This window comes from Bacillus sp. AR2-1 (assembly GCF_008368755.1).
Lineage (GTDB): Bacteria > Bacillota > Bacilli > Bacillales > Bacillaceae_G > Bacillus_A > Bacillus_A wiedmannii.
On the sequence record NZ_QORY01000030.1, the window covers coordinates 1 to 26,917 of the forward strand.

A 26,917-nucleotide genomic window follows, 5' to 3' on the forward strand; every position below is an offset into this window, starting at 1 on the left:
TCCTCAAAAATTTATGATAAAAATGGCGATTTGGTATATGAATACGGGAAAGAAAAACGGACGAATGTTACGTATGATCAAATTCCTAAATTAGTAGAAAATGCATTTTTAGCAACTGAAGATGCACGTTTTTATGAGCATAGTGGAGTAGACTTTAAAGGTACTGCCCGTGCTGTTTTGGTGAGTCTTAAAGGAGATTACGGTTCACAAGGTGGAAGTACGATAACACAGCAGGTTATTAAAAACTACTTCTTATCGATGGAAAAAACATCAAAACGTAAGGTTCAAGAAATATATTTAGCGTATAAGCTAGAACAACAGTATTCAAAACATGAAATTTTAGAAATGTATTTAAATAAAATTAATTTAGGAAACCGTTCATATGGTATCGCAACAGCAGCACAAAACTACTATGGTAAAGAATTGAAAGATTTAACATTACCAGAAGTTGCGATGCTTGCAGGGTTACCGAAAGCACCAAATAACTATGATCCATCGAAACCAGAAAATGTTCAAAGAGCAACAGAAAGAAGAGATGTTGTACTAAAATTAATGAATCGACATGGTTATATTACAAAAGCAGAAATGGAAGAAGCATCGAAAGTTTCAGTAACGGATGGTCTTAAACCTGCAACTGAACTTCAAGCAATGCCATATCCTGCATTTATGGATGCAGTTGTGAAAGAAGTAGAAAAAGAATTGCCCGATGCTAATATTGGCTCAGATGGTTTAGAAATTCATACAACTTTGGATCCAAAAGCACAGAAATTAGCTGATAATATTTTAAATACAAATATTATTAATTATCCAAATGATAAATTCCAAGGTGCTTTCACATTTATGGATACGAAAACAGGTGAGGTTCGTGCTATAGGTAGTGGACGCGGTGAAAATAAAGCAGTATTTAAAGGGCATAATATGGCAATTGAATTAGATCGTGCAGCTGGTTCGACGATGAAGCCAATCTTTGATTACGGTCCTGCAATTGAATACTTAAAATGGGCTACGTATCATCAAATTGATGATTCTCCATTTAAATATTCAACTGGACAAGAACTTCGAAATGCGGACAGAAGTCATTTAGGCCCAATTACTATGCGTGAAGCGTTAAAAATGTCACGTAACGTTCCAGCAGTTAAAACTGCAAAAGAAGTAGGACTTAATAAATCAAAGGAATTCTCTGAGAAATTAGGTATTACATTTAATAAACCGCTGGCAGAATCTACAGCTATTGGTACAAACGAAGTATCACCAACTGAAATGGCGGGTGCTTATGCGACATTTGGAAATGGTGGAAAGTATGCAAAACCGCATTTTGTTAAGAAAATAGTTTATCCAGACGGCAAGTCACAAAGTTTTGAGCAAAAACCAAAACAAGTTATAGCTGACTCTACAGCATATATGATTACTGATATGCTTCGTTCAGTAGTGACATCAGGTACTGGTACAGCGGCAAATATAAGTTCTTTAGATGTAGCTGGAAAAACAGGTACAACAAACTATGCTTCAAAACAATTAGCTCAATATAAAATTCCAGAAAGTGCAACTCGTGATAGTTGGTTTGCAGGTTATACGCCGCAATATACGATGGCAGTATGGACTGGGTATATGAAAGATGGTAAAGACGAGTATATTAGTAGTAAAAATACGAAAATTGCACAGTTGATCTTTAAAGAAATGATGAGCGAGATGGCTACAGATAAATCAAGATTTAAAATGCCAAGTAGTGTAATTCAAGAAGGTAGTGAGCTACGTATAAAAGGGGAAAAACGTGATTCTTCTCCAAATACGAGCGTACCGGATACAACGGAACAACCAAAACAAGATCAACAGCAAAAAACTGAAGAAGAGAAAAAGCAAGAAGAATTAAAGAAACAAGAAGAAGAAAAGAAACAAGAGGATCTTAAGAAACAAGAGGATCTTAAGAAGCAAGAAGAGCAAAAGAAACTAGAAGAGCAAAAGAAACAAGAAGAAGAAAAGAAACAAAATGAACAAAATAATGGAAATGGCCAAGGAACGACACCTCCAGCGAATAACGGAGGAGGCCAAGGAAATACAACACCTCCAGCAAATAATGGAGGAGGCCAAGGAACACCACCTCCAGCGAATAACGGAGGAGGCCAAGGAAATACAACACCTCCAGCGAATAATGGAGGAGGCCAAGGAAATACGACACCTCCAGCAAATAATGGAGGGGGTCAAGGAAATACAACGCCACCAGCGACCACACAACCAGATACTGGTGGGAATACAGGAGAGGCTCCTGCTAATAATGGGCAATAAGAAAATTTTATGAATAATATTAAAAAGCACTTAAGATTTGTAAACATTACAAATCTTAAGTGCTTTTTTCGTTTAAATGTTAAAAGTACCATAGAAATTTTGAAAATAAATGGAAGGGAAATGATAAAAAACTTGAGCCTGAGGTAATGGAGGATAACTTTGGCTTTGAAAGGTGGTACTACTTGGATGTGCGCCATGATGCCAAAATGAGGGAGTAACTTGACCTGGAATTTGATATTGTTGCCAAGTTGCAGGAAGTTCAATTCCTACATCGGAACTAGCTGTATGAACGGCTGGAACGTGTATCCCAGGAGTCGAAGGAACGACGGCTGTTACTCTTGAAGATACCCACATAACATAATCACTCCTAAGTTGTGATAATAAAATAGTATATTCTTTTCACGCGTATAAAGGTACATATAGATAGGACTTTAGGCTAATGTATACTTATAAAGTTGTAAGACCAATTTATATTGATGGTGGACCATTTATTATAAAAAGTTACGTCTATTTACGGAGGGAAAAGGGACTAAGAAAATGTAAAATGGAGGTGTTAATTGCAAGAATATACGTGTTTATGGAGGGATTTTAATGGAACGATTATGGACGAAATCATTTATTCAAATGACTTTCGCAATGTTATTTTTATTTACAGGATTTTATTTACTTGTACCAACGCTCCCGCTCTTTATTAAAGAGATAGGCGGCAATGAATCACAAGTTGGACTTATGATGGGAATGTTTACAATAGCAGCAGTTGTAATACGACCGATTATCGGAGGAATGTTAGATCAATATGGGAGAAGATCTTTTATTATTTTCGGACTCGTCTTTTTTGGGATAACGATGTATTCTTATAATTTAGCATCGACTATTGTTCTTTTAGCTGTTTTACGGGTTATTCATGGGGTGACATGGGCTGTTTCTACAACAGCTGTTGGAACAGCGATAACTGATATTATTCCAGATTCACGCCGTGGTGAAGGTATGGGTTGGTACGGGATGGCTATGACAATTGCAATGGCAATCGGCCCAATGATTGGATTATCGGTTGTACAACATTATTCATTTCACGGCCTATTCTTGTTGGCAACTCTTTTATCCTTTATGGCAGTCCTATTATCGTTCATGACGAAAATGCCATTCACACCACAAAAAGAAAAAGGGAAAATGCAGTTGTTTGAAAAATCGGTTCTATCCATTACAATTGTAGTTTTCTTTTTGTCATTTGCATATGGAGGAATTACGACGTTTTTACCGCTATTTGCATCTTCAATCGATGTGAATCCTGGGACATTCTTTCTTGTATATGCAGTTGCTTTAACGATTGTAAGACCAATTTCAGGAAAACTATTAGATAAGTATGGAGAAGAATTTATCATACTCCCGGCACTATGTATTACGATTATCGCGATAGTTGTATTAACGATTTCAAATAGTTTAATAGGGGTAGTTATCGCAGCTGCATTATACGGTGTTGGATTCGGTTCAGCACAGCCCGCATTACAAGCAGCGATGCTTACAATTGTTGATCCGAGTAAAAGAGGAGTTGCTAACGCTTCATTCTTTACCGCATTTGATTTAGGGATTGGACTTGGTGCGATTTTACTTGGAGTTGTTTCGCAAATGTTTGGTTACCGTATTTTATTTGCAGGTAGTGCAATTTCAGGACTAATCGCTTTCATTATTTTTGTCATTTTTGTAAAACAGCGATTAGGTAAAAAAGAATTTGCGTAAACGGGAGTAACATAGATGAAAATTTCAATTGAACTTAACGATTTACAATGGTTAAAGGATAACATAATAATAGTTCAATTCAGCCGGACTATTCTTTAGGGATAGTTTCTGAGAAATCAGATGGGGAAATCGTGTCAGCTGAGAAAGAAGTCATTCTATTTTGGGAGATGTTTATAATCTTTGGTACTTTAAAAACTATCATTTAGTTAAATGTTACTATGAGGAAACGGAAGAAATTCAATTTAATTATGTGAAATAATAACTTTTTTAAAAATAAATAAGTTTTATATAAGAATTATATTGATGAGATAGTGAAATAAATATCATGTAGAAACGAGTTGTATATGTGTACAGCTCGTTTTTTTTATTTTCTTTAAAAAAATGGTTGAATGATATATTCTGTGGGATTTTCTGAGTCATCCTTATATTTTGTTTTAATAAGATGCATAAAGAAGTCAGTCCTTTCTTTATAAAATGTGAAAATTATTTTTGGAAAATTGTATTGTTACATCGGTAAAAGTATAGGAAACTTATCATTATAAAATAAATTGAAATCTTCTAAAAACTCTGATACATTGAAATAGAAATGTAGTTTCACGATTTTGTAAAGGCTTACAGTTATGTGCACGAAGATCTATTAGGATTGGAGGAAATAATGATGAAAGCTGAAGAAAAATTTTCCCCGGGATTAGATGGTATAGTGGCAGCGGAGACGAAAATTTCGTTTCTTGACACAGTGAAAGGTGAAATTGTAATTCAAGGGTATGATTTAATCGAACTCTCAAAAACAAAAGAGTATTTAGACATTGTGCACCTTTTATTGGAAGAACATCTACCAAATGAGGATGAAAAAGCAAAACTCGAAAAGAAATTAAAAGAAGAATACGCGGTACCAGAAGGTGTATTCAACGTATTAAAGGCATTACCGAAAGAAACGCACCCGATGGATGGATTGCGTACAGGTGTGTCCGCATTAGCTGGTTACGATAATGATATCGAAAACCGCTCGTTAGAAGTAAACAAAAGCCGCGGGTACAAATTATTGAGCAAAGTACCAAACATTGTAGCGAATAGCTATCATATTTTAAATAATGAAGAGCCAATTCAGCCTCTTCAAGAATTATCATATAGCGCGAATTTCTTCTATATGTTAACAGGTAAAAAACCAACTGAACTTGAGGAGAAGATCTTTGATCGTTCCCTTGTTTTATATAGTGAACATGAAATGCCAAACTCTACATTTACAGCGCGCGTTATTGCATCAACGCAATCGGACTTATATGGTGCTTTAACAGGTGCAGTTGCATCTTTAAAAGGTAGCTTACACGGTGGTGCAAACGAAGCGGTTATGTACATGCTGTTAGAAGCTGGTAATGTTGAGAAGTTTGAAGAGTTGTTACAGAAGAAATTATATAACAAAGAAAAAATTATGGGCTTTGGACATCGTGTGTACATGAAGAAGATGGATCCAAGAGCACTCATGATGAAGGAAGCTTTGAAGCAGTTATGTGATGTAAAAGGTGATTATACACTATATGAAATGTGTGAAGCTGGAGAAAAGATTATGGAGAAGGAAAAAGGAATTTATCCGAACCTTGATTATTATGCAGCTCCAGTATATTGGATGCTTGGTATTCCAATTCAACTTTACACACCAATCTTCTTTAGCTCTAGAACAGTGGGACTATGTGCGCACGTAATTGAGCAACATGCGAACAATCGATTGTTCCGTCCACGTGTAAATTATGTTGGCGAGCGACATGTACTTAGTAAATAAGAACAACTGGGGAGTTGTTAGTGCCGCCCGCTAGATGGGTGTTTGACCGACACCCATCATTAATAATAACGAATTTTCGACAGAAAGGGAAGAATAGTATGATTAAAACAAATGAAATTAAACAAAAAGATGCATTATTAGAAGAAATTGCGGATTATGTATTAAATAAAGAGGTAACTAGCGCAGAAGCATTCAGTACTGCTCGCTACGTATTACTTGATACAATTGGATGCGGAATTTTAGCACTACAATATCCAGAGTGTACGAAATTACTAGGACCAGTTGTACCAGGAACAATCGTGCCAAATGGTACACGTGTACCAGGTACGTCATATGTGCTTGATCCAGTGAAAGGTGCATTTAATATCGGATGTATGATCCGTTGGTTAGACTATAACGATACTTGGCTTGCAGCAGAGTGGGGACATCCATCTGATAACTTAGGCGGAATTTTAGCAGTTGCAGATTATATTAGCCGTGTTCGTATCTCAGAAGGAAAAGAACCATTAAAAGTACGTGAAGTATTAGAAATGATGATTAAAGCACATGAAATTCAAGGTGTACTTGCTTTAGAAAATAGCTTAAACCGCGTCGGTCTTGACCACGTATTATACGTAAAAATAGCAACAACTGCTGTAGTTGCAAAAATGCTCGGCGGAACACGTGAAGAAATCTTTAATGCATTATCACATGCATGGATTGATAATTCTAGTCTTCGTACATATCGTCATGCACCAAATACAGGCTCACGTAAATCATGGGCAGCAGGTGATGCAACAAGCCGCGGTGTTCATCTTGCAATGACTGCTCTAAAAGGTGAAATGGGATATCCAACAGCATTATCTGCACCAGGCTGGGGATTCCAAGATGTATTATTCAATAAACAAGAATTAAAGTTAGCAAGACCATTAGAGTCTTATGTAATGGAAAATGTATTATTTAAAGTTTCATATCCAGCAGAATTCCATGCACAAACAGCTGCAGAGTGTGCTGTGAAATTACATCCAGAAATTAAAGAAAGATTAGATGAAATTGACCGTATTACAATTACAACTCATGAATCAGCAATTCGTATTATCGATAAAGAAGGTCCATTAAATAACCCAGCTGATCGTGATCATTGCTTACAATACATTACGGCAATCGGTTTATTAAAAGGAGATATCGTTGCGGATGATTATGAGGATGTAGTAGCAAATAATCCACGTGTAGATGAATTACGTAATAAGATGGTTGTTGTTGAAAACAAACAGTACAGTTTAGATTACCTTGACCCGAACAAGCGCTCAATCGCCAACGCTGTTCAAGTTCATTTCAAGGATGGCACTGTAACAGAAAATGTGGAATGTGAATATCCACTTGGTCACCGTTTCCGTAGAGACGAAGCAATTCCAAAAGTTGTTCAAAAATTCACTGCAAATATGGCAGGTCATTATTCTAGTAAGCAACAAGAACAAATTCATGAAGTTTGTCTAAATGAAGAAAAACTAGAAAATATGAATGTAAACGAATTTGTAGATCTATTCTTAAATTAATAATAGGGGGAATTTAGAATGGCTTGGGTTGTGAATAAACAGTCAACACAAGAGGAGCTTGCGAATCGCTTCCAAGCTTTAGTAGAAGCAAATGGGATTTTGCAAATTCCAGGTGCTCATGATGCAATGGCTGCTCTTGTTGCGAAAAATACAGGTTTTTCAGCTTTATATTTATCGGGAGCTGCTTATACTGCAAGTAAAGGTCTACCAGATTTAGGAATCGTGACGTCTACTGAAGTAGCAGAAAGAGCAAGAGATCTAGTAAGAGCTACAGATTTACCAGTTCTTGTTGATATTGATACAGGATTTGGCGGTGTATTAAACGTAGCGAGAACAGCAGTAGAAATGGTGGAAGCAAAAGTTGCGGCTGTTCAAATTGAAGATCAACAATTACCGAAGAAATGTGGACATTTAAATGGTAAGAAACTCGTTACTACAGAAGAATTAGTTCAAAAGATTAAAGCGATTAAAGAAGTTGCGCCAAGTTTATATATTGTGGCACGTACAGATGCTCGTGGTGTAGAAGGCTTAGATGAAGCGATTGAAAGAGCGAACGCCTATGTAAAAGCAGGTGCAGATGCGATATTCCCTGAAGCGCTTCAATCAGAAGAAGAGTTCCGTCTATTTAATAGTAAAGTAAATGCGCCTTTACTTGCGAATATGACTGAGTTCGGGAAAACGCCGTATTATAGTGCAGAGGAATTTGCGAATATGGGCTTCCAAATGGTTATTTATCCTGTAACTTCACTTCGTGTTGCAGCGAAAGCCTATGAGAATGTGTTTACTTTAATTAAGGAAACAGGTTCTCAAAAAGATGCACTTTCAAGTATGCAAACGAGAAGTGAGTTATATGAAACAATTTCATATCATGACTTTGAAGAATTAGATACTGGAATTGCAAAAACAGTATTATCAGAGGATCAATAGATAAAACAACTAAGGCGATGAGAATACATCTTTGGCAAAACGAACTGCTTGATGTGAAAATTCATCGCCTTCTGTTTTCAAAAATAAGAAATTCCACTCATCGTAGACGAGCATACGTAGTAGCAAGTAAGGCCGAAATGATAGGGGGATTCAGATGGAGAAAACAAAGTTACCGTGGGATGAATTTTTTTCACTTAATAAAGATGTGAATTATACTTTCTTTACGCCAGAAGATTTTTCAGGAGATGAAGATTTAATCGCAAAAACGACAGAACAATTCGTTAAACAAGAAATTATTCCACAAATGGAGAATATAGAACAACATAACTATAAAATTTCTCGTCAATTATTTGAGAAAGCTGGAGAACTTGGATTATTAAGTATCGAAGTCCCAGAAGAGTACGGCGGATTTGAGTTAGGAAAGGCAGTTTCAGGGCTTGTAGCAGAAAAAATGGGATACGCTGGTGCATTTAGTGTTTCCTTTAATATACACGCTGGTGTAGGTACATTGCCTTACATATATTACGGAACGAAAGAACAAAAAGAAAAATATTTGCCGAAAATTGCGTCTGGAGAATGGATTGGGGCTTATGCTTTAACTGAGCCAAATGCTGGTTCTGATGCTTTAAGTGCAAAAACAAGTGCAGTATTAAATGAAGATGGTACTGCTTGGAAGTTAAATGGTGAGAAGCAGTGGATTACAAATGCTCATATGGCAGATGTATACGTTGTTTTTGCGAAGACAAATAAAGGAATGACAGCATTTATTGTCGAAAGAACATGTGAAGGTGTATCCATTGGACTAGAAGAAAAGAAAATGGGGATTAAAGGTTCTTCAACGGCTACCCTAATTTTAGAAGATGTTGTCATCCCTGCTCAAAATGTTTTAGGGGAAGTTGGAAAAGGGCATCACGTAGCTCTTAATATTCTTAACTTCGCTAGACTAAAGCTGGCTTTTGGAAATATTGGAACAGCAAAACAAGCAATTGGTTTGTCGGTTCAATATGGAAAAGAGCGAAAACAGTTCCAAACGGAATTAGTAGATTTTACGATGATTCAAGAGAAAATTGCAAATATGATCATTGCTACATATGGAGCAGAAAGTGCAGCCTACCGTACAGCAGGTGTAATTGATGAAGCAATTCATGAGAGTGATGAAGATCTTATGAAGAAAATGTCTCAATTTGCAATTGAATGTGCACTTAATAAAGTAAATGCATCTGAAACACTTGGTCATATCGTAGATGAAGCTGTACAAATTCATGGTGGTTACGGTTATATGCAAGAGTACGAGGTAGAACGATTATATCGTGACGCTAGAATTAGTCGTATTTTTGAAGGAACAAACGAAATTAATAGATTAACAGTTGCTAAAATGTTAATGAAGCAAATGGAACGAATTGAAGATACTGAAGTAGAGATTGATGTAGCAAATGTTGAAAGAAACCATCGTTACATTTTATTAGCGAAAAAATTGTTGAAACAATCTTTGAAAACGCTCTCTAAAACTCCAGGGTTAAAAATTGACCAAGAACAAGAATATTCACGTGTATTATCAAATATGTTAACGGACGTGTACGTCATGGAATCAGCATTTTTACGTACGAGTAAAGCAATTAGTAAAAATGGTGAAGAGAAAGAGCGTACGAAACAAATGATAACTGACGTTATTTGTGAAGAAGGCTATCGTAAAGTAGAAGAAGCGGCGATTTCTATACTTTCAGCGGCTGTCACAGAAGAACAAGATAGACACGTAATTTTAGCTGAAATTCGTCAATTATTAGTGCCTTTATACACGAACGTGTTTACGAAAAAGAGAGAAATTGCGAAAGCTATTATAAATCGCGGAAAGTATATTGTGTAAATAGGAGGAAAGCGATATGAAAAAGATTGGCTTTATCGGTTTAGGTAACATGGGTCTTCCAATGTCTAAAAATTTAGTTAAATCAAGTTACACAGTATACGGTGTGGATTTAAATAAAGAGGCTGAAGCTTCCTTTGAAAATGAAGGAGGAGTTATTGGCATATCAATCTCAAAACTAGCAGAAACATGCGATGTGATTTTTACAAGTTTACCTTCACCTCGCGCTGTTGAAGCGGTGTATTTTGGGGAAGAAGGATTGTTTGAAAATAGCCACTCGAATGTAGTTTTAATTGATACAAGTACTGTATCTCCACAATTAAACAAACAGTTAGAGGAAGCTGCAAAGGAAAAGAAAGTAGACTTTTTAGCAGCACCTGTTAGTGGTGGGGTAATTGGAGCCGAAAACCGTACATTAACGTTTATGGTTGGTGGATCGAAAGAAGTATATGAGAAAACGGAATCTATCATGGGCGTACTAGGCGCGAATGTTTTCCATGTTAGTGAGCAGATTGATAGTGGCACAACAGTTAAATTAATTAATAACCTATTAATTGGTTTTTATACAGCTGGTGTGAGTGAAGCTTTAACATTAGCGAAAAAGAATAATATGGATTTAGATAAAATGTTTGATATTTTAAATGTAAGTTACGGTCAAAGTAGAATTTATGAGCGTAATTATAAAAGTTTCATTGCAACTGAAAACTACGATCCAGGCTTTACTGTGAATTTATTAAAGAAAGATTTAGGATTTGCAGTAGATTTAGCGAAAGAAAGCGAACTTCACTTACCAGTAAGCGAAATGCTATTAAACGTATATGAAGAAGCAAGTGAGGCAGGATATGGTGAAAACGATATGGCTGCTTTATATAAGAAAGTTAGTGAACAGTTAATTTCTAACCAAAAATAATAGACTTATATACATCATAAAAAAGGAGAGAATATAATGATTACAACTGAAATTAAACGAGTAAAAAATCATATTAATGGTGAGTGGGTAGAATCTACTGGTACAGAAGTAGAAGCAGTTCCGAATCCGGCGACTGGAAAAATTATCGCTTACGTTCCGCTATCTCCGAAAGAAGATGTTGAAAAAGCTGTTGAAGCGGCAAAAGCAGCATACGAAACATGGTCTAAAGTACCAGTTCCGAATCGTTCAAGACAATTGTATAAATATTTACAGCTTTTACAAGAAAATAAAGAAGAGCTTGCAAAAATCATTACGCTAGAAAATGGTAAAACATTAACGGATGCAACTGGTGAAGTGCAGCGCGGGATTGAAGCGGTAGAACTTGCAACATCAGCACCAAATTTAATGATGGGACAAGCTCTTCCGAATATTGCTAGCGGCATTGATGGATCGATTTGGCGCTACCCAATTGGAGTTGTTGCTGGTATTACACCGTTTAACTTCCCAATGATGATTCCATTATGGATGTTCCCACTTGCAATTGCTTGCGGTAATACGTTCGTATTAAAAACATCGGAAAGAACGCCACTTTTAGCAGAGCGACTTGTAGAGTTATTCTATGAATCTGGTTTTCCAAAAGGGGTATTAAATTTAGTACAAGGCGGAAAAGATGTTGTAAATAGCATTTTAGAAAGTAAAGATATTCAAGCTGTTTCGTTCGTTGGCTCTGAGCCAGTAGCTCGTTACGTATATGAAACAGGTACAAAACATGGGAAACGTGTACAAGCGCTAGCTGGTGCGAAAAACCATGCGATTGTAATGCCAGATTGCAATCTTGAGAAAACAGTGCAAGGTGTAATTGGATCTGCATTCGCAAGTAGTGGAGAGCGCTGCATGGCATGTTCAGTAGTAGCAGTAGTTGATGAAATTGCTGATAAATTCATCGACGTACTAGTAGCAGAGACGAAGAAGTTAAAAGTAGGTGACGGTTTCCACGAAGATAATTATGTTGGACCATTAATTCGTGAATCTCATAAAGAGCGCGTATTAGGCTATATTAATAGCGGTGTAGCAGATGGAGCAACTTTATTAGTTGATGGTCGCAAAATTAAGGAAGAAGTTGGAGAAGGTTACTTTGTAGGTGCGACAATCTTTGATGGTGTAAATCAAGAAATGAAAATTTGGCAAGATGAAATTTTTGCTCCAGTATTAAGCATTGTACGAGTTAAAGATTTAGAAGAAGGTATTAAATTAACAAATCAATCTAAATTTGCAAATGGCGCGGTTATTTATACGTCAAATGGTAAACATGCACAAACGTTCCGTGATAATATCGATGCTGGTATGATCGGTGTAAACGTAAACGTTCCAGCACCAATGGCATTTTTCGCATTTGCAGGAAATAAAGCTTCATTCTTTGGTGATTTAGGTACAAATGGTACAGATGGTGTTCAATTCTATACACGTAAAAAAGTTGTAACAGAGCGCTGGTTTTAATAGAGAGTAAACAGCCAAAACAGTTGTTAAATGAAAAACACCACTCTGAAGATGTGGTGTTTTTCGTCTTGTTAATTATTTTTTTCAAAAGCTAGTTTAATACCAAAACCAATTAAGACGATTCCTGTTAAGCCTTGAATATAACGTTGCGTCCTCGGTTTTTTCATAAAAGCACTAATTTTATCAATTAAAAATATATAAAAAGCGAACCAAATAACTGTTAATACGAGGTAAGTAAGACCCATTACGAGAAGTTGAATAAACGTATTATGATTTGGATTTAAAAATTGAGGTAAAAAGGTTAAAAAGAAGACTGCAACTTTAGGGTTTAATAAATTCGTAAGAAACCCTTGGCGAAAGCAAGAAGTGTGTTCATCTTCATTATTTAAAGATATATCGTTCGTATCAAAGCCTTCTTTGTTTCTTACCGCTAAAAGGGCTTTAATGCCAATATAAATTAAATACAGAGCTCCAACGTACTTGAAAATAGAAAATAAAAGAGCTGACTTTACAATAATTGCGGAAAGTCCGATTACTGCTGCTAAAGTATGAATTAAAAGTGCAACACATGTACCGAACACTGTTTTCACTCCACCGACCTTACCGGCAACCAATGTATTTTTCGTCGCCATTGCAGTATCAGGACCGGGTAAAATAATAAGACAAATAGACATAATGATGAAAAGAAAATAATTTTCAATCATAGTTGCTCCTCCTTTTTATTTTTAGAATATTTGATTAAAAATAGTGTAGCACACATTTTTGATTTAATAAAATTAAATTTTATTAAAAATTATTAAATGAGAAAGAGGCTATATAGTAGTGAAATTCCACTACTATATAGCCTCAATTTTATCCCGCATGACCGGACGATCGGTGAGGGCTAATAATAAGCGGGTAATGAACCCTCACTGATTAATGTTTCACCTTATTATGCATTAAGTAAGTTAAAGAACCGATTTACATCTTCTTCTGAAACATCACTTAATTGCTTATATTTATAATTCGGATTTTGATCTTTATCAACGACAACGGATCGTACTCCTTCGAAGAAATCTTCATGTCTCATGAAATTTTTAGCAAGTACAAGGTCGGTAGCAAAACATTCTTCAACGGATTTATCTTGTCCATCAATAAACTGTTTTAAAGTTACTTTTAATGAAATAGGGGATTTTGATAATAGCGTTTCTTTTGTTTTTAAAGCAAAGGAACTTTGAGCTTTCTCCAATGAATCGGTGATCTCTTCAATTGTATCGAATGCAAAATGTGAATTAATTTCTTCTAATGAAGTAGAAAGCTCGCTTTCTAAGTTTGGAGCAGTTGCAAATGTACGAATGACTTCTTTTAAATTAGTATGTACATCATCTTGTTTATGCCAATTTACACTTTCAAGTTCAGTAAGGAAAATTGGTAATGAATCAGATGTCATAAAGTAATCAGCAGCGTTTATAAATAATACGTCAGAAGCTTTTAAAACAGATGCTGTTAAAGCAACATAGCGGCCAGCAAACCCTGGAGCTTTATTTAAGAAATAAGCAGCACCGACATCTGGGAAGAAGCCGATATTCATCTCTGGCATTGCCCATTTCGTACGCTCAGTTACAATTCGATATTTCGCACCATTTGTAAGACCGACACCACCGCCCATTACAATTCCATCTAAACAAGCGATGATCGGTTTTTTATATTGATAAATATATGTATCAATTTCATACTCTTCTTCAAAAAAACGTTCCGCATGCTGCAATGCAGTTTCATTTGAACGCGCTTCATAAAGAGTTTTAATGTCGCCGCCTGCACAAAAACCTTTTGTGCCAGCTCCTTTTAATACGATAAGCGCAATTCGCTCATCATTTTCCCACTCTTTCAGTTTTTGCCCAATTGGTTGCAACATGTCATAAGATAAAGAATTAAGTGCTTTTGGGCGGTTTAAAGTAATTGATGCAACGCCGTTTTCGCTAACAGAAAATAAAACGTGTTCAGTCATAATTCATCCTCCCTTACATATCTTCTTATTCTTAATTCTTGATACGTACTGAAATGTCCTTTATAAATTTTGTCTAAACTTGACGGTGCGTGTTAATTTCGACACTGCATATTTTGACGAGTTATATTTGCAGGATTTTGAAGGTTGAAAATGAATATTACAACATTACTGTAATTGTAATTATTTGAAATTATCATGATAAACACGCTATTATATATGTGTAAATTGTGCATAATTACTTCAAAAAGAGTATTTGAAGTGATTATGATGAAAGAAAAATTGCTTTTCATTAGAAATAGAGAAAGGAGAAATCGGAATGCCAGGACCTTTACTATTGTCGGTGATTATTTTGTCTTCTTTAATGATAGGGATAACGCAGTATTTTCATCATACAGATACGACAGAGGAAGTGAAGGATAAAGTACGACTTGTATTTCCGATTTTTATCATATCTATTTCTTTTTGCATTTTATTAAATAAGGATGGGTACATTATCGCAGTATTTTCATTTTTTGTAGCGATCGTTTTCATTACAGTTTTATATTATGTAATGAAAGACTTTATACAAAAATAAAGATGTCACATTAGACATTTTTATTTTTACAATAAATAAAATTTCACATACCGTATTATATATAAAAATAAAAAACATATAGCGGTAGAAAAGTGTGTACTTTGCCGTGTATTTACTTGTCAATCTTGCATAGCCAATATACTATTAATAGTGTAGAGATTAGAAAAAGGGGTTGTATCTGTCATGAAATTTGAGATGCACACAAAAATTATTTCAAATGAAAAAGAAGTAAGATTACATATAGAAGAAAACATATTTCAATTAAAATTGGATGGTTATCACTTATTTACAGTTCAAGAAATATTGCCTTTATATAAATCAAATGAAGAAAGAATTGGTAGTGCAATGATACAAAAGTTAGAGTGGGAAAACGGAAAAACTACAATAAACTATCAACTCGTATCACTAAAATCAGTAAATTAAAAGGAGCAGGAAACTATGAAGTTATTTCATACAGCGGATTGGCATTTAGGAAAGCTCGTTCATGGCGTGTATATGACTGAAGATCAAAAGATTGTATTAAATCAGTTTGTACAAGCTGTTGAAGAAGAAAAACCAGATGCCGTAATTATTGCAGGGGATTTATATGACCGAGCAATTCCACCTACGGAAGCAGTAGACTTATTAAATGATGTTTTACAAAAAATAGTCATTGATTTACAAACACCAGTTATTGCGGTTGCAGGAAACCATGATAGTCCAGATCGTATTCATTTTGGAAGTAGTTTAATGAAGAAACAAGGATTATTTATTGTGGGACAATTTCAATTTCCATATGAGCCAATTATATTAAATGATGAATATGGCGAGGTTCACTTCCATCTCGTTCCATATGCGGATCCAAGCATAGTTAGACATGTTTTGAAAAACGAAGATGTACGTTCTCATGATGATGCGATGCGTATTTTTATGAATGAGCTTTCTAAAACAATGGATAAAGAAGCAAGACACGTATTTGTTGGTCATGCATTTGTAACTTCTGCGGGAGAAGCGGAAGAGAATACAAGTGATGCAGAACGACCACTTTCAATTGGTGGTGCTGAATACGTAAATAGTCATTATTTTGATAAGTTTCATTACACAGCGCTTGGACATTTACATCAAGCGCATTTTGTACGTAATGAGACAATTCGATATTCAGGTTCTCCACTTGCATATTCTATTTCTGAAGAAAAACATAAAAAAGGATATTATATTGTGGAACTGGACGAGCAAGGTGAAGCAACAATTGAAAAAAGGTTACTTGCACCACGTCGTAAAATGCGAACAGTAGAAGCGAAAATAGATGAATTATTACAACATCCAGTAAGTGAAGATTATGTGTTTGTAAAATTATTAGATGAAAATCCTGTCTTGCAGCCAATGGAAAAAATACGATCTGTATATCCAAATGCAATGCATGTTGAAAGATCTATTCAAAGACGAGAGTTCACAGAGTCAAATGAAGTAACTGTTTCAAGACATAAAACGGATGATTTATCGTTATTAAAGGCTTTTTATAAAGAAATGAAAGGCTTAGATTTATCAGAAGAGAAAGAACGTCTATTTGTAGAAGTACTACAAACAGTGCAAGAACGGGAAGGTGAACGAGGATGAGACCGATTCAACTAATTATGACAGCATTTGGGCCATATAAACAGAAAGAAGTAATCGATTTTAATGATCTTGGAGATCATCGTATTTTCACCATTTCTGGGAATACAGGAGCTGGAAAGACAACGATTTTTGATGCGATTTGTTATGTGTTATATGGTGAGGCAAGCGGAGAAGAACGTAGTGATACGAGCATGCTTCGCAGTCAATTTGCGGATGATAATATGTATACAAGTGTAGAACTAACCTTTCAGTTAAAAGGGAAACGTTATGAAATAAAACGACAACTTGGACATAAAAAACAAGGGAACAAGACAATTACGGGACATGCAGTAGAACTATATGAAGTGATTGATGAAGAGAATGTTCCAGCTGTTGATCGTTTCCATGTAACGGATGTAAATAAAAAAGTGGAAGATTTAATTGGTTTAAGTAAACATCAATTTAGCCAAATTGTTATGTTACCACAAGGGGAATTCCGAAAACTATTAACATCTGAGACAGAAAACAAAGAAGAAATTTTACGTCGTATTTTTAAAACGGATCGTTATAAGTTAATGCGTGAGTTACTTGATCAAAAACGAAAACAATGGAAAGACGTTTTACAAGAAAAACAGAAAGAGCGAGAGCTATACTTCCGTAATGTTTTCAAATTACCAATCCGTGATGGAGCATTATTAGAGACATTGGTGGAACAAGAACATGTAAACACGCATCAAGTAGTAGAAGCATTAGAACAAGAAACAGATGTGTATAAGGCAGAGGTTGAGCAATTACAAGTAGAACAAGATGTTCAAGCGAAGCAATTAAAGGATGCTGAAATACGTTTTCATGCAGCGAAATCTATAAATGAGAAATTTATAGATTTACAACAAAAGAATGAGAAATATAACACTTTACAAGAAAATCGTACCGTTATTGAAATGAAAGAAAAATCTTTTAAACGTGCGGAAGAAGCGAAGCGCTTATTACCATTTGAACAATGGTACGAAGAAGCAATGCAAAATGAGCAGAAGGCTGAAAGTTTATTAAAACAAATAATCGCTAAAAAAGAAAATGTAACGAAAAGCTTTGAACTTGCTCAGGAGAAATATGAAGCGGTAAAGAATAAAGAACCTGAGAGAGAAAATGCAAAAAAACTTGTTCAAAGATTAGAAGAGTTACAACCGATTATTGCATCATTAGCTGAGAAACAGTTGAATTTACAAAATGCAGAAATTCAAATAGGGAAATTAAAAGAAAGTATGCAAAACTTAGATCGACAATTAGATGAGCATACAAATCAAAAACAGCTAATGTCTGATGAATTACAGCAATTAGAACGAGCACTTGAGCAATATGTAGCTAAAGTAGAAGAACTAACGAATATGCGAGAAGATGCCAAAGTTTTAAAGCAAGCATATGATGTTTGGCAAGAAAAGCAAAAATTCGAGAAAGAAAAAGAAGCGGCATATAATAAGATGCGATTGGCAGTTAACGCATATGAAAATATGGAACGTCGCTGGTTAAGTGAACAAGCTGGTATATTAGCTCTCCATCTACATGATGGCGAATCTTGTCCAGTATGTGGTAGTACGAACCATCCGAAAAAAGCTACAGAGCAAAGTGATGCGATCGATGAAAAAGAGTTAAATGATTTAAGAGAAAAGAAAAATGTTGCTGAAAAATTACATGTTCAATTAGAGGAGAAATGGAATTTCTATCACCTACAATATGAACAGGTAATAGAAGAGGTTAAGAAGCGAGGCTATCGCTCAGAGGAATTAGTTGAAACATACAGTGCACTTGTTCAAAAAGGAAAACAATTAGCAACTGAAGTAAATACGCTAAAAGCAAGTGAAGAAACGCGTAAGCAAACTGCTGTGAATATAAAGAGTGTAGAAGAAAAAGTAGATGCACTTCAGAAACAAAAGCGTGAGGTAGAAATAGTACAGCACCGTACAGAAATGGAGTGTATGCAGCTTCGTACGTCATATGAACATGACAAGAAAAATATTCCAGATAACTTACAAACAGTACAAGCTTGGAGAATTCAGTTTGACCAAGCTATACATGAACTCAGATTAATGGAAGACGAATGGAAGAAAGTACAGGAAGCGTATCAACATTGGCAAAATGAAAATATACGTATTCAAGCAGAACAGGAAAGTGCTTCTAATCAATTTGAAAGTACAAAATTGAAGAAAGAAGAGACGTTTACGCGCTTTATGAAAGAGCTTGAACAGAGCGGATTTATAGATCAATCCACGTATAAAGAAGCTAAATTAAATGATATTGAGATGGAGATGTTACAAAAAGAAATTCAAAGTTATTATTCATCTCTTGAAGTGCTTGCAAAACAAATTGAAGAGTTACATGCTGAATTAAAAGATAAAGAGTACATGGATATTACGGCGTTAGGTGAACACATAACAGAATTACAAATTAATCTCGATATAATAAAAGAAAAACGCCAACGTGCGCAAACTACGGTAACATATATTTCTGATTTACATGAAAACATTAGACGAATTGATGAACAAATTCATGAGGAAGAAAAAGCTTTCCAAGAACTTGTTGATTTATATGAAGTAATGAAAGGTGATAACGAAAGCCGTATATCATTTGAACGTTACATCTTAATAGAGTATTTAGAACAAATTGTTCAAATTGCAAACGAACGATTACGTAAATTATCAAATGGACAATTTTATTTAAAACGAAGTGAACGAGTTGAAAAGCGCAATCGTCAAAGTGGATTAGGATTAGATGTATACGACGCATATACTGGCCAAACACGCGATGTAAAAACATTATCTGGCGGTGAGAAATTTAATGCCTCACTTTGCTTAGCGCTTGGAATGGCAGACGTCATTCAATCGTATGAAGGCGGTATTTCCATCGAAACGATGTTTATCGACGAAGGTTTTGGTTCATTAGATGAGGAGTCATTAACAAAAGCAGTAGACGCCTTAATTGACTTACAAAAATCAGGCCGATTTATCGGTGTTATATCACACGTTCAAGAGCTGAAAAACGCAATGCCGGCTGTGTTAGAAGTAACGAAGCAGAAGGATGGGTGTAGTCAGACTCGGTTTGTGGTGAAGTAAGTTCAAGTGTAATTCATACTTAAAGCATTCTTTGCGGGTTTCTAGTATAGAACTTATGATAAAACAAATGCCATCTCTTAATAGAGGTAGCATTTGTTTGTTATTCAATATAAAACAATTCACCTACGAGTTATCTGGAGAAGGCGGTGTATTTTCCAAACGATTATAAGCTTTAAAAGCCGAAATTGCGGATATAACACCACCTACTAAAAATAAAGCTGATCCACTAACTAATATGATACGACTGACATACGTTTCACGCGCTTCTTCAACTTCTTCTTGTAGCACTGTTGGCATTTGAAATCCCCCTTAAACAACATTTATTTTGTAGATAGTATATACAAACGCCTAAAATATGTTAAAATCACTGGATAGTGTTATGAGGAAGTATATAGTTAGATGTGAAGTGTTTGAAAAATCTTCATTATAAATATATGCTAACTTCACATAGAGCACATATTAACATTGTATTATGTATATGTACCAAATAAATAAATAAAGTGAATTGTATTTCGTTCTGTTTTTAAAAATTTAAAATTCTATTATTTTTATATAAAGGTTTCACATCGGAGTTTTAAATATTTTGGAAATAGATCTAAATAAGAGGAATTCATATAAAAGGGGAATGTCTTATGACAACATATACGAGTGAAATGAGAAAAAGTTTAGTTTCAGAAGAAGATGTAGATATTTTAAAAATTATGGCTCACCCAATCCGATTACAAATTGTAAATGAATTAAGTACGAGAAAAACATGTAATGTAACGCAATTAACAGAATTACTAAATATTCCACAATCGACTGTTTCGCAACATTTATCAAAAATGAAAGGTAAAGTGTTACGAGCTGAGAGAAGGGGCTTAGAAATTTATTATCATATTAATAATTTAAAAGCGAGTAAGATTGTAAGTGTTTTAGGATATATAAACTAATGAAGTATTTTCATATAAAATAGCCGCTGCTGGTGAGCAGGGGCTATTTTTTGTTGTTTTATGTATTCGTATTTAAAATTTTATAGTTTTTATGATTTACAATCGTTCGATCAAATTCAAAAGTACCACTGCTTACATTTGTAATTTCAACTAAGACCGATTCAGTATAAAGTTTTAATACAGATCCTGTAATCTTTAAATTATTTCGTTGAAAAAGTATAGTATCCCCTACGTTTGCTTTCATAGTACCTCCTCATTAAAGACAGAAATATTTTTTTATTATATATATTAAACCACGTATAGATATATTAGTGAATATTTAGTTTTGTTTATCAATAAAATATTTTTTATTTTATAAAAAATAAAGTGCACTATAGTGTAAAAATAGTTTTTTTGTTGTATAGGAAAATCGAATTTTTGTAATCTAGCCATCATATAACTTGAGACATAATTTTTATAAAAGAAGATGATAAAACAGCTGTAAGTCGTATGGATGCAAAACATGATAATAACTATTTACGTATTTAATAATTCGTTTTTTGTATTTCGTCCTTCGTTTTCTGTAACTGATTCCATATTTTTGACGCCCTGTCTTGTAAGTGCTTACATAAGTGGTGACATCTTATACAATGAAGGTGTTAAATCAAAAGAGGTGGTCAATATGAACATAAAAAAAGTAAATTTAGCGAACAGCATTGAAATAGAAAGAGGAGGCAGAAAGGTATGAAAAAATCAAATGTTAATCCATGGCTAGTTGTACTTGGCACAGTCATCGTACAAATGGGGCTTGGAACGATTTATACATGGAGTTTATTTAATCAGCCTTTAGTTAGTAAATACGGTTGGAGTCTTAACGCAGTTGCTATAACTTTCTCAATTACTAGTCTTTCCTTAGCGTTTTCGACTTTATTTGCGAGTAAATTGCAAGAAAAATGGGGACTTCGTAAACTTATTATGATAGCTGGACTAGCATTAGGACTAGGATTAATACTTAGTTCACAAGCTTCCTCATTAATATTGCTTTATGTACTAGCAGGGGTTGTTGTAGGTTATGCAGATGGTACAGCATATATCACTTCACTATCCAATTTAATAAAGTGGTTTCCAAAGCGTAAAGGTTTAATTGCTGGTATTTCTGTCTCTGCATATGGTTCGGGTAGCTTAATCTTTAAATATGTTAACGCACAGTTAATTGAATCAGTTGGTGTATCACAAGCGTTTATATACTGGGGTTTAATTGTTACAGCTATGATTGTAATTGGCGCTTGTTTAATCCATCAAGCTGCAGATCAAGGAGCAGTCCATGAAACAAAAACTCAGGAATATACAACGAAAGAAATGTTAGGCACAAAACAAGTATACTTATTATTTATTATGTTATTTACATCATGTATGAGTGGCTTATACTTAATTGGTATGGTAAAAGACATCGGTGTTCAACTTGTAGGGCTTAGCGCAGCGACAGCAGCTAATGCGGTGGCTATGGTTGCAATCTTCAATACATTAGGTCGTATTATTTTAGGACCGTTATCAGATAAAATCGGCCGTTTAAAAATCGTTACTGGTACATTTGTTGTTATGGCAGCTTCAGTCTTGGTTTTAAGTTTCGTAGATTTAAATTATGGTATCTACTTCGTATGTGTAGCAAGCGTAGCGTTTTGCTTTGGTGGAAATATCACTATTTTCCCAGCTATCGTTGGTGATTTCTACGGTATGAAAAACCATAGTAAGAACTACGGAATTGTGTATCAAGGATTTGGATTTGGAGCACTTGCAGGTTCCTTTATCGGTGCACTTCTAGGTGGATTCAAACCAACCTTCATGGTGATCGGTGTATTATGTGTCGTATCATTTGTTATCGCAATTTTAATTCAAGCACCTAAGCAGAAAAAAGAACAAGAAGAAGAGTATCGCAGCGTAGCATAAGTATATAAATCTTCTATCACACTATAAATACGAAAAAGCATCCTATTAAATAGGGTGCTTTTTTTATGAATGATTGTAACGAGGTTATATAATATTTGGGATTTTTCGAGACAAAAAAGTGAGTGAAATACCTGTTTGGATTATATTGGAATATCAAAAAATGATACATCATATTCGAAATACGTATTAAATCTTAAATTATAAACAAGACATACATCAGTAATTGCAAGATATATTTTCTCGGTATTTTCAGAAAAATGTTGAGAAAATATATACTTGGTTTTTTGATAAGGCTTTGTAAATGAAGGTATCTACAGTTAGTCTTCTACAAGTTTAAAAAGAGGAGTATGAATTAAATGTGTAATGTAAGTACTTATTAATGCTTTTAGATGTAATTGTGTTGAGAATCATTAAAATATTTTATCTGAAAAATAAAAATAGGTTGACAAGTTTATTGAGAAAGATTATCATTTAGGTGTAAGAATGTTAAATGAAAAACATTATCAATGAATAATATTTTGATCAAAAAGTACACTTGACCAATTAGTTTAGTAAGTGTATTATTTTTTACATTATCAGTGATAATGAAAATCGTTATCATTAATGATGTTAAACTGGATTAATTTTTATATGAAAGGATAGAGGAAATGAACATAGGGGAATTTGATGGGAAAACGGTTTTAGTAACTGGTGCAGCGCAAGGTATAGGTAGTGTTGTAGCAAACATGTTTTTAGAAAGAGGAGCTACAGTTATTGGGGCTGATCAAACTGAAGAGGGGTTAAACGTACTCTTAAATCAAAATGAATTAAATGAAACACGTGTGAAAACGTTTCGTTTAGATGTGAGTGATAGTGCCGCTGTTGAAGAAGTAGTAGAACGGATTGAAAATGATATAGCACCGATAGATATATTAGTAAATGTTGCAGGGGTTTTACGTATGGGAGCGATTAACTCTTTAAGTGATGAAGATTGGAATAAAACATTCTCTGTAAATTCTACAGGAGTTTTCTATATGTGCCGAGCAGTAAGTAAATATATGATGCAAAGAAAGTCAGGGGCAATTGTTACAGTTGGCTCAAATGCGGCAAATACTCCGAGAATGGAGATGGCTGCGTATGCTGCATCAAAAGCTGCAACGACGATGTTTATGAAATGTTTAGGGTTAGAACTTGCAGCATACAATATTCGCTGTAACTCAGTTTCTCCAGGTTCTACTGAAACTGAAATGCAAAGATTATTATGGGCTGATGAGAATGGAGCTGAAAATATAATTGCTGGTTCTCAAAATACATATAGACTCGGTATTCCGTTACAAAAAATCGCACAACCTTCAGAAATTGCTGAAGCAGTATTGTTTTTAGCCTCTGATAAAGCGAGTCATATTACAATGCACAATTTATGTGTCGATGGCGGAGCTACATTAGGAGTTTAATAAAAAATTCAGGAGGTTTTAATACTATGAATGAACTTATAGCCGTAAAGGAACTGTCGGAAAAATTATTAGAAGATTATAAAACTGAATCTTCGTTCTTTTTCGCTTCACCAACTCGAACGATATTGACAGAAGGAGAGTTTACTACAGTAAAACATCATGAAATTGAAAGTTTTACAGAACTTGTACAAGCGGTATTAAGTAATGCAAAACAAGCTGGAAATCCGAATCCTATCGTTGTTGGTGCTTTGCCTTTTGATCGTAGAAAAGAAGTTCAACTTATCGTACCAGAACATAGTAGAATTACTGAGCGTTTACAGTTAGAGACAACAAATGAGATAAAACGAAATGAGAAACTGACATTTGAAATGACACCGGTTCCAGCTCCTGAAGTTTATATGAATGGTGTGAAGCAAGGGATTGAAAAAATTCAGGACGGAGATTTAAAGAAAATCGTTCTATCTAGATCGTTAGATGTTAAATCTTCAGAGAAGATTGATAAACAAAAACTACTTTGCGAATTGGCAGAGCATAATAAGCACGGTTATACATTTGCTGTGAATTTACCGGAAGATGAAAACGAGTGTAATAAAACATTAATTGGAGCAAGTCCTGAATTACTCGTTTCACGTAATGGTATGCAAGTTATTTCTAATCCGTTAGCTGGTTCAAGACCACGTAGTGATGATCCAGTAGAAGATAAGAGAAGAGCAGAGGAATTACTTTCTTCTCCGAAAGATTTACATGAACATGCGGTAGTAGTGGAAGCGGTTGCTGCTGCGCTTCGTCCATACTGTCATACATTACAGGTTCCGGAAAAACCATCCGTTATTCATAGTGAAGCGATGTGGCATTTGTCTACTGAAGTGAAAGGTGAACTAAAGGATCCGAATACTACTTCTTTGGAATTAGCAATTGCTCTTCATCCTACGCCAGCAGTTTGCGGAACGCCGATGGAAGAAGCGAGAGAGGCGATTCAAAAAATTGAGCCATTTGACCGTGAATTCTTTACAGGAATGCTAGGATGGAGCGATTTAAATGGAGATGGTGAATGGATTGTTACAATTCGCTGTGCTGAAGTACAAGAAAATACACTTCGATTATTTGCAGGAGCAGGAGTTGTTGCTGAGTCAAAACCAGAAGATGAGTTAGCAGAAACATCAGCTAAGTTCCAAACAATGCTGAAGGCTTTAGGATTAAGAGATAATTCGTTGAATGAAAAATAGGGGGAAGAAATAATGTTATCAGGTTTCACGGGATGGCCAGAAGAATTTGCAAATCGTTATCGAGAAGAAGGATGTTGGCTTGGAGAAACATTTGGTTCGTTGTTGAGAGAACGTGCTGAAAAGTATGGAGATGAAATTGCAGTTGTAAGTGGTAATATGCATATGACGTATAGTGAGCTTGATAAAAAAGTAGATCGCTTAGCTTCAGGTTTACTGAATTTAGGAATAAAGAAAGAGGACCGAGTTGTAATTCAGTTACCCAACATTATTGAGTTTTTCGAAATATGCTTTGCACTATTTCGAATTGGAGCACTTCCTGTTTTTGCACTACCTTCACATCGAAGCAGTGAAATTAGTTATTTTTGTGAGTTTGGTGAGGCGAGTGCTTACGTTATTTCAGATAAGGCTCTCGGCTTTGATTATCGAAAACTAGCAAGAGAAGTGAAAGAGAAAGTACCAACTTTACAACATGTAATTGTAGTGGGAGAAGAAGAAGAGTTTGTGAACATAAGTGATCTGTATATAGATCCCGTTCCATTACCAGAAGTTCAGCCAAGTGATGTTGCGTTTCTCCAATTATCAGGAGGGACAACAGGACTTTCTAAATTAATTCCTAGAACACATGATGACTATATTTATAGTTTATGTGTTAGCGCTGAAATTTGTAATTTGAATACGGATAGCGTCTATATGGCGGTTCTTCCAGTAGCGCACAATTACCCGATGAGTTCTCCAGGGACATTTGGAACTTTCTATGCGGGTGGAAAAGTAGTGTTAGCAACTGGTGGTAGCCCAGATGAGGCATTTGCTCTTATAGAAAAAGAAAAAGTTACGATTACTGCTCTAGTTCCACCATTAGCAATGATTTGGCTTGATGCAGTTTCTTCTCGTAATAATGATTTATCGAGCTTAGAAGTGATTCAAGTAGGTGGTGCTAAGTTTAGCGCTGAGGTTGCAAAGCGTATACACCCTACATTTGGATGTACGTTACAGCAAGTGTTCGGTATGGCAGAAGGGTTAGTAAATTACACAAGATTAAATGATCCGGAAGAAATCATCATTCATACACAAGGGAGACCGATGTCTACATTCGATGAAGTAAGGGTCGTTGATGAAAATGATAACGATGTGAAACCTGGTGAAGTAGGTAGTTTGTTAACAAGAGGGCCATATACAATTCGTGGCTATTATAAAGCAGAAGAGCATAATGCACGATCATTTACAAAGGATGGATTTTATCGCACAGGTGATCTTGTAAAAGTAAATGAACAAGGTTACATCATTGTAGAAGGTAGGGATAAAGATCAAATTAACCGTGGTGGTGAGAAAGTTGCTGCGGAAGAAGTTGAAAATCATCTATTAGCACACGATGCAGTACATGATGTAGCCATCGTATCAATGCCTGATGATTATTTAGGAGAACGTACTTGTGCATTTGTAATAGCTCGTGGACAAGCTCCGACAGTAAGTGAATTAAAAATGTTTTTAAGAGAACGGGGTATAGCGGCTTATAAGATTCCAGATCGAATTGAATTTATTGATTCATTCCCGCAAACAGGTGTTGGAAAGGTAAGCAAAAAAGAGTTACGTAAAGTCATTGCGGAAAAACTTATTACGGTAAAACGATAAT

22 protein-coding genes and 1 pseudogene are annotated in these 26,917 nt (G+C 35.1%); 18 read left to right on the forward strand and 5 right to left on the reverse strand.

All coding sequences use genetic code 11. The features are described from left to right. The coding region (locus tag DT250_RS27005) for a transglycosylase domain-containing protein (RefSeq protein ID WP_149213975.1) at positions 1 to 2,283 on the forward strand (2,283 nt) is incomplete at its 5' end. Positions 2,284 to 2,355: 72 nt separating this feature from the next. Here DT250_RS27005 and DT250_RS27010 read toward each other — a convergent pair. Continuing rightward, entirely contained in the window at positions 2,356 to 2,637 is a 282-nt protein-coding gene (locus DT250_RS27010; RefSeq protein ID WP_046955727.1) for a hypothetical protein, read from the reverse strand. Positions 2,638 to 2,874: 237 nt separating this feature from the next. Between DT250_RS27010 and DT250_RS27015 the strand changes: the two genes are divergently transcribed. The 8 genes and pseudogenes from DT250_RS27015 (at position 2,875) to DT250_RS27050 (ending at position 12,527) form a co-directional block, all read left to right on the forward strand. Beyond that, entirely contained in the window at positions 2,875 to 4,020 is a 1,146-nt protein-coding gene (locus DT250_RS27015; RefSeq protein ID WP_088122049.1) for an MFS transporter, read from the forward strand. 68 nt (positions 4,021 to 4,088) lie between these two features. Further along, a pseudogene (locus tag DT250_RS27020) lies at positions 4,089 to 4,279 on the forward strand (hypothetical protein); the annotation flags it as partial. Positions 4,280 to 4,675: 396 nt separating this feature from the next. Continuing rightward, positions 4,676 to 5,797, forward strand: coding sequence for a citrate synthase (mmgD, locus tag DT250_RS27025; RefSeq protein WP_002108333.1), 1,122 nt, complete (start codon positions 4,676 to 4,678; stop codon positions 5,795 to 5,797). A gap of 98 nt (positions 5,798 to 5,895) precedes the next feature. Continuing rightward, positions 5,896 to 7,332 (forward strand): 2-methylcitrate dehydratase, encoded by a 1,437-nt coding sequence (prpD, locus tag DT250_RS27030; RefSeq protein WP_149213976.1) that lies wholly within the window; start codon positions 5,896 to 5,898, stop codon positions 7,330 to 7,332. A gap of 18 nt (positions 7,333 to 7,350) precedes the next feature. Then, positions 7,351 to 8,259 (forward strand): methylisocitrate lyase, encoded by a 909-nt coding sequence (gene prpB, locus DT250_RS27035; RefSeq protein ID WP_149213977.1) that lies wholly within the window; start codon positions 7,351 to 7,353, stop codon positions 8,257 to 8,259. Positions 8,260 to 8,413: 154 nt separating this feature from the next. Next, on the forward strand, positions 8,414 to 10,123 hold the full coding sequence (locus tag DT250_RS27040; RefSeq protein ID WP_149213978.1) for an acyl-CoA dehydrogenase family protein: 1,710 nt from the start codon (positions 8,414 to 8,416) through the stop codon (positions 10,121 to 10,123). Between the two features lie 16 nt (positions 10,124 to 10,139). Next, positions 10,140 to 11,030, forward strand: coding sequence for an NAD(P)-dependent oxidoreductase (locus tag DT250_RS27045; RefSeq protein WP_149213979.1), 891 nt, complete (start codon positions 10,140 to 10,142; stop codon positions 11,028 to 11,030). A gap of 36 nt (positions 11,031 to 11,066) precedes the next feature. Then, entirely contained in the window at positions 11,067 to 12,527 is a 1,461-nt protein-coding gene (locus tag DT250_RS27050) for a CoA-acylating methylmalonate-semialdehyde dehydrogenase (protein WP_149213980.1), read from the forward strand. Positions 12,528 to 12,598: 71 nt separating this feature from the next. Here DT250_RS27050 and DT250_RS27055 read toward each other — a convergent pair whose 3' ends face one another. Beyond that, entirely contained in the window at positions 12,599 to 13,231 is a 633-nt protein-coding gene (locus DT250_RS27055) for a LysE family translocator (RefSeq protein ID WP_000572331.1), read from the reverse strand. 227 nt (positions 13,232 to 13,458) lie between these two features. After that, the gene (locus DT250_RS27060; protein WP_149213981.1) at positions 13,459 to 14,514 is read right to left on the reverse strand and encodes an enoyl-CoA hydratase/isomerase family protein; all 1,056 of its coding nucleotides are present in this window, start codon (positions 14,512 to 14,514) and stop codon (positions 13,459 to 13,461) included. Between the two features lie 316 nt (positions 14,515 to 14,830). Here DT250_RS27060 and DT250_RS27065 point away from each other — a divergent pair, with 316 nt between their 5' ends. From DT250_RS27065 to DT250_RS27080, 4 genes are all read left to right on the forward strand, one after another. Then, positions 14,831 to 15,088, forward strand: a complete 258-nt coding sequence (locus DT250_RS27065; RefSeq protein WP_046955733.1) for a hypothetical protein — start codon at positions 14,831 to 14,833, stop codon at positions 15,086 to 15,088. A gap of 183 nt (positions 15,089 to 15,271) precedes the next feature. Then, complete coding sequence (locus DT250_RS27070; protein WP_000667347.1) at positions 15,272 to 15,511, forward strand: DUF2584 family protein; 240 nt, start codon at positions 15,272 to 15,274, stop codon at positions 15,509 to 15,511. Between the two features lie 15 nt (positions 15,512 to 15,526). After that, the gene (locus DT250_RS27075) at positions 15,527 to 16,684 is read left to right on the forward strand and encodes an exonuclease SbcCD subunit D (RefSeq protein ID WP_149213982.1); all 1,158 of its coding nucleotides are present in this window, start codon (positions 15,527 to 15,529) and stop codon (positions 16,682 to 16,684) included. Further along, positions 16,681 to 19,770 carry an AAA family ATPase gene (locus DT250_RS27080; RefSeq protein ID WP_149213983.1) on the forward strand — a complete coding sequence of 1,030 codons (3,090 nt, stop codon included), beginning with the start codon at positions 16,681 to 16,683 and terminating at the stop codon, positions 19,768 to 19,770. Before DT250_RS27075 ends, DT250_RS27080 begins: the two co-directional genes overlap by 4 nt. A 123-nt stretch (positions 19,771 to 19,893) precedes the next feature. On the opposite strand, the gene DT250_RS31855 is transcribed toward DT250_RS27080, so the two are convergent. Further along, on the reverse strand, positions 19,894 to 20,067 hold the full coding sequence (locus tag DT250_RS31855; protein WP_098122520.1) for a hypothetical protein: 174 nt from the start codon (positions 20,065 to 20,067) through the stop codon (positions 19,894 to 19,896). Positions 20,068 to 20,402: 335 nt separating this feature from the next. On the opposite strand from DT250_RS31855, the gene DT250_RS27085 reads away from it, so the two are divergent. Further along, the gene (locus DT250_RS27085) at positions 20,403 to 20,702 is read left to right on the forward strand and encodes an ArsR/SmtB family transcription factor (RefSeq protein ID WP_000214798.1); all 300 of its coding nucleotides are present in this window, start codon (positions 20,403 to 20,405) and stop codon (positions 20,700 to 20,702) included. Positions 20,703 to 20,760: 58 nt separating this feature from the next. Here DT250_RS27085 and DT250_RS27090 read toward each other — a convergent pair whose 3' ends face one another. Continuing rightward, complete coding sequence (locus DT250_RS27090) at positions 20,761 to 20,946, reverse strand: YkvS family protein (RefSeq protein ID WP_149213984.1); 186 nt, start codon at positions 20,944 to 20,946, stop codon at positions 20,761 to 20,763. A 479-nt stretch (positions 20,947 to 21,425) separates the two neighbouring features. Here DT250_RS27090 and DT250_RS27100 point away from each other — a divergent pair, with 479 nt between their 5' ends. The 4 genes from DT250_RS27100 to DT250_RS27115 all read left to right on the forward strand — a co-directional run bounded on the left by DT250_RS27100 (position 21,426) and on the right by DT250_RS27115 (position 26,916). Continuing rightward, positions 21,426 to 22,628: an L-lactate MFS transporter gene (locus tag DT250_RS27100; protein ID WP_060488686.1), complete on the forward strand. Its 1,203-nt coding sequence runs from the start codon at positions 21,426 to 21,428 to the stop codon at positions 22,626 to 22,628. A 647-nt stretch (positions 22,629 to 23,275) separates the two neighbouring features. Then, positions 23,276 to 24,061: a 2,3-dihydro-2,3-dihydroxybenzoate dehydrogenase gene (gene dhbA / locus DT250_RS27105; RefSeq protein ID WP_149213986.1), complete on the forward strand. Its 786-nt coding sequence runs from the start codon at positions 23,276 to 23,278 to the stop codon at positions 24,059 to 24,061. 26 nt (positions 24,062 to 24,087) lie between these two features. Beyond that, positions 24,088 to 25,287: an isochorismate synthase DhbC gene (gene dhbC / locus DT250_RS27110; protein ID WP_149213987.1), complete on the forward strand. Its 1,200-nt coding sequence runs from the start codon at positions 24,088 to 24,090 to the stop codon at positions 25,285 to 25,287. A gap of 12 nt (positions 25,288 to 25,299) precedes the next feature. Further along, positions 25,300 to 26,916, forward strand: coding sequence for a (2,3-dihydroxybenzoyl)adenylate synthase (locus DT250_RS27115; RefSeq protein ID WP_149213988.1), 1,617 nt, complete (start codon positions 25,300 to 25,302; stop codon positions 26,914 to 26,916). Position 26,917 lies beyond the last annotated feature (1 nt).

What these genes read in the sequence shown, in the direction of transcription:
- DT250_RS27065 (WP_046955733.1), top strand. Translation starts at nt 14,831, where the DNA reads ATGCCAGGACCTTTACTATTGTCGGTGATTATTTTGTCTTCTTTAATG.
- DT250_RS27085 (WP_000214798.1), top strand. Translation starts at nt 20,403, where the DNA reads ATGACAACATATACGAGTGAAATGAGAAAAAGTTTAGTTTCAGAAGAA.
- DT250_RS31855 (WP_098122520.1), bottom strand. Translation starts at nt 20,067, where the DNA reads ATGCCAACAGTGCTACAAGAAGAAGTTGAAGAAGCGCGTGAAACGTAT.
- DT250_RS27015 (WP_088122049.1), top strand. Translation starts at nt 2,875, where the DNA reads ATGGAACGATTATGGACGAAATCATTTATTCAAATGACTTTCGCAATG.
- DT250_RS27040 (WP_149213978.1), top strand. Translation starts at nt 8,414, where the DNA reads ATGGAGAAAACAAAGTTACCGTGGGATGAATTTTTTTCACTTAATAAA.
- DT250_RS27070 (WP_000667347.1), top strand. Translation starts at nt 15,272, where the DNA reads ATGAAATTTGAGATGCACACAAAAATTATTTCAAATGAAAAAGAAGTA.
- DT250_RS27050 (WP_149213980.1), top strand. Translation starts at nt 11,067, where the DNA reads ATGATTACAACTGAAATTAAACGAGTAAAAAATCATATTAATGGTGAG.
- prpD (WP_149213976.1), top strand. Translation starts at nt 5,896, where the DNA reads ATGATTAAAACAAATGAAATTAAACAAAAAGATGCATTATTAGAAGAA.
- DT250_RS27055 (WP_000572331.1), bottom strand. Translation starts at nt 13,231, where the DNA reads ATGATTGAAAATTATTTTCTTTTCATCATTATGTCTATTTGTCTTATT.
- dhbA (WP_149213986.1), top strand. Translation starts at nt 23,276, where the DNA reads ATGAACATAGGGGAATTTGATGGGAAAACGGTTTTAGTAACTGGTGCA.
- prpB (WP_149213977.1), top strand. Translation starts at nt 7,351, where the DNA reads ATGGCTTGGGTTGTGAATAAACAGTCAACACAAGAGGAGCTTGCGAAT.
- DT250_RS27010 (WP_046955727.1), bottom strand. Translation starts at nt 2,637, where the DNA reads ATGTGGGTATCTTCAAGAGTAACAGCCGTCGTTCCTTCGACTCCTGGG.
- mmgD (WP_002108333.1), top strand. Translation starts at nt 4,676, where the DNA reads ATGATGAAAGCTGAAGAAAAATTTTCCCCGGGATTAGATGGTATAGTG.
- DT250_RS27080 (WP_149213983.1), top strand. Translation starts at nt 16,681, where the DNA reads ATGAGACCGATTCAACTAATTATGACAGCATTTGGGCCATATAAACAG.
- DT250_RS27045 (WP_149213979.1), top strand. Translation starts at nt 10,140, where the DNA reads ATGAAAAAGATTGGCTTTATCGGTTTAGGTAACATGGGTCTTCCAATG.
- dhbC (WP_149213987.1), top strand. Translation starts at nt 24,088, where the DNA reads ATGAATGAACTTATAGCCGTAAAGGAACTGTCGGAAAAATTATTAGAA.
- DT250_RS27075 (WP_149213982.1), top strand. Translation starts at nt 15,527, where the DNA reads ATGAAGTTATTTCATACAGCGGATTGGCATTTAGGAAAGCTCGTTCAT.
- DT250_RS27100 (WP_060488686.1), top strand. Translation starts at nt 21,426, where the DNA reads ATGAAAAAATCAAATGTTAATCCATGGCTAGTTGTACTTGGCACAGTC.
- DT250_RS27060 (WP_149213981.1), bottom strand. Translation starts at nt 14,514, where the DNA reads ATGACTGAACACGTTTTATTTTCTGTTAGCGAAAACGGCGTTGCATCA.
- DT250_RS27115 (WP_149213988.1), top strand. Translation starts at nt 25,300, where the DNA reads ATGTTATCAGGTTTCACGGGATGGCCAGAAGAATTTGCAAATCGTTAT.
- DT250_RS27090 (WP_149213984.1), bottom strand. Translation starts at nt 20,946, where the DNA reads ATGAAAGCAAACGTAGGGGATACTATACTTTTTCAACGAAATAATTTA.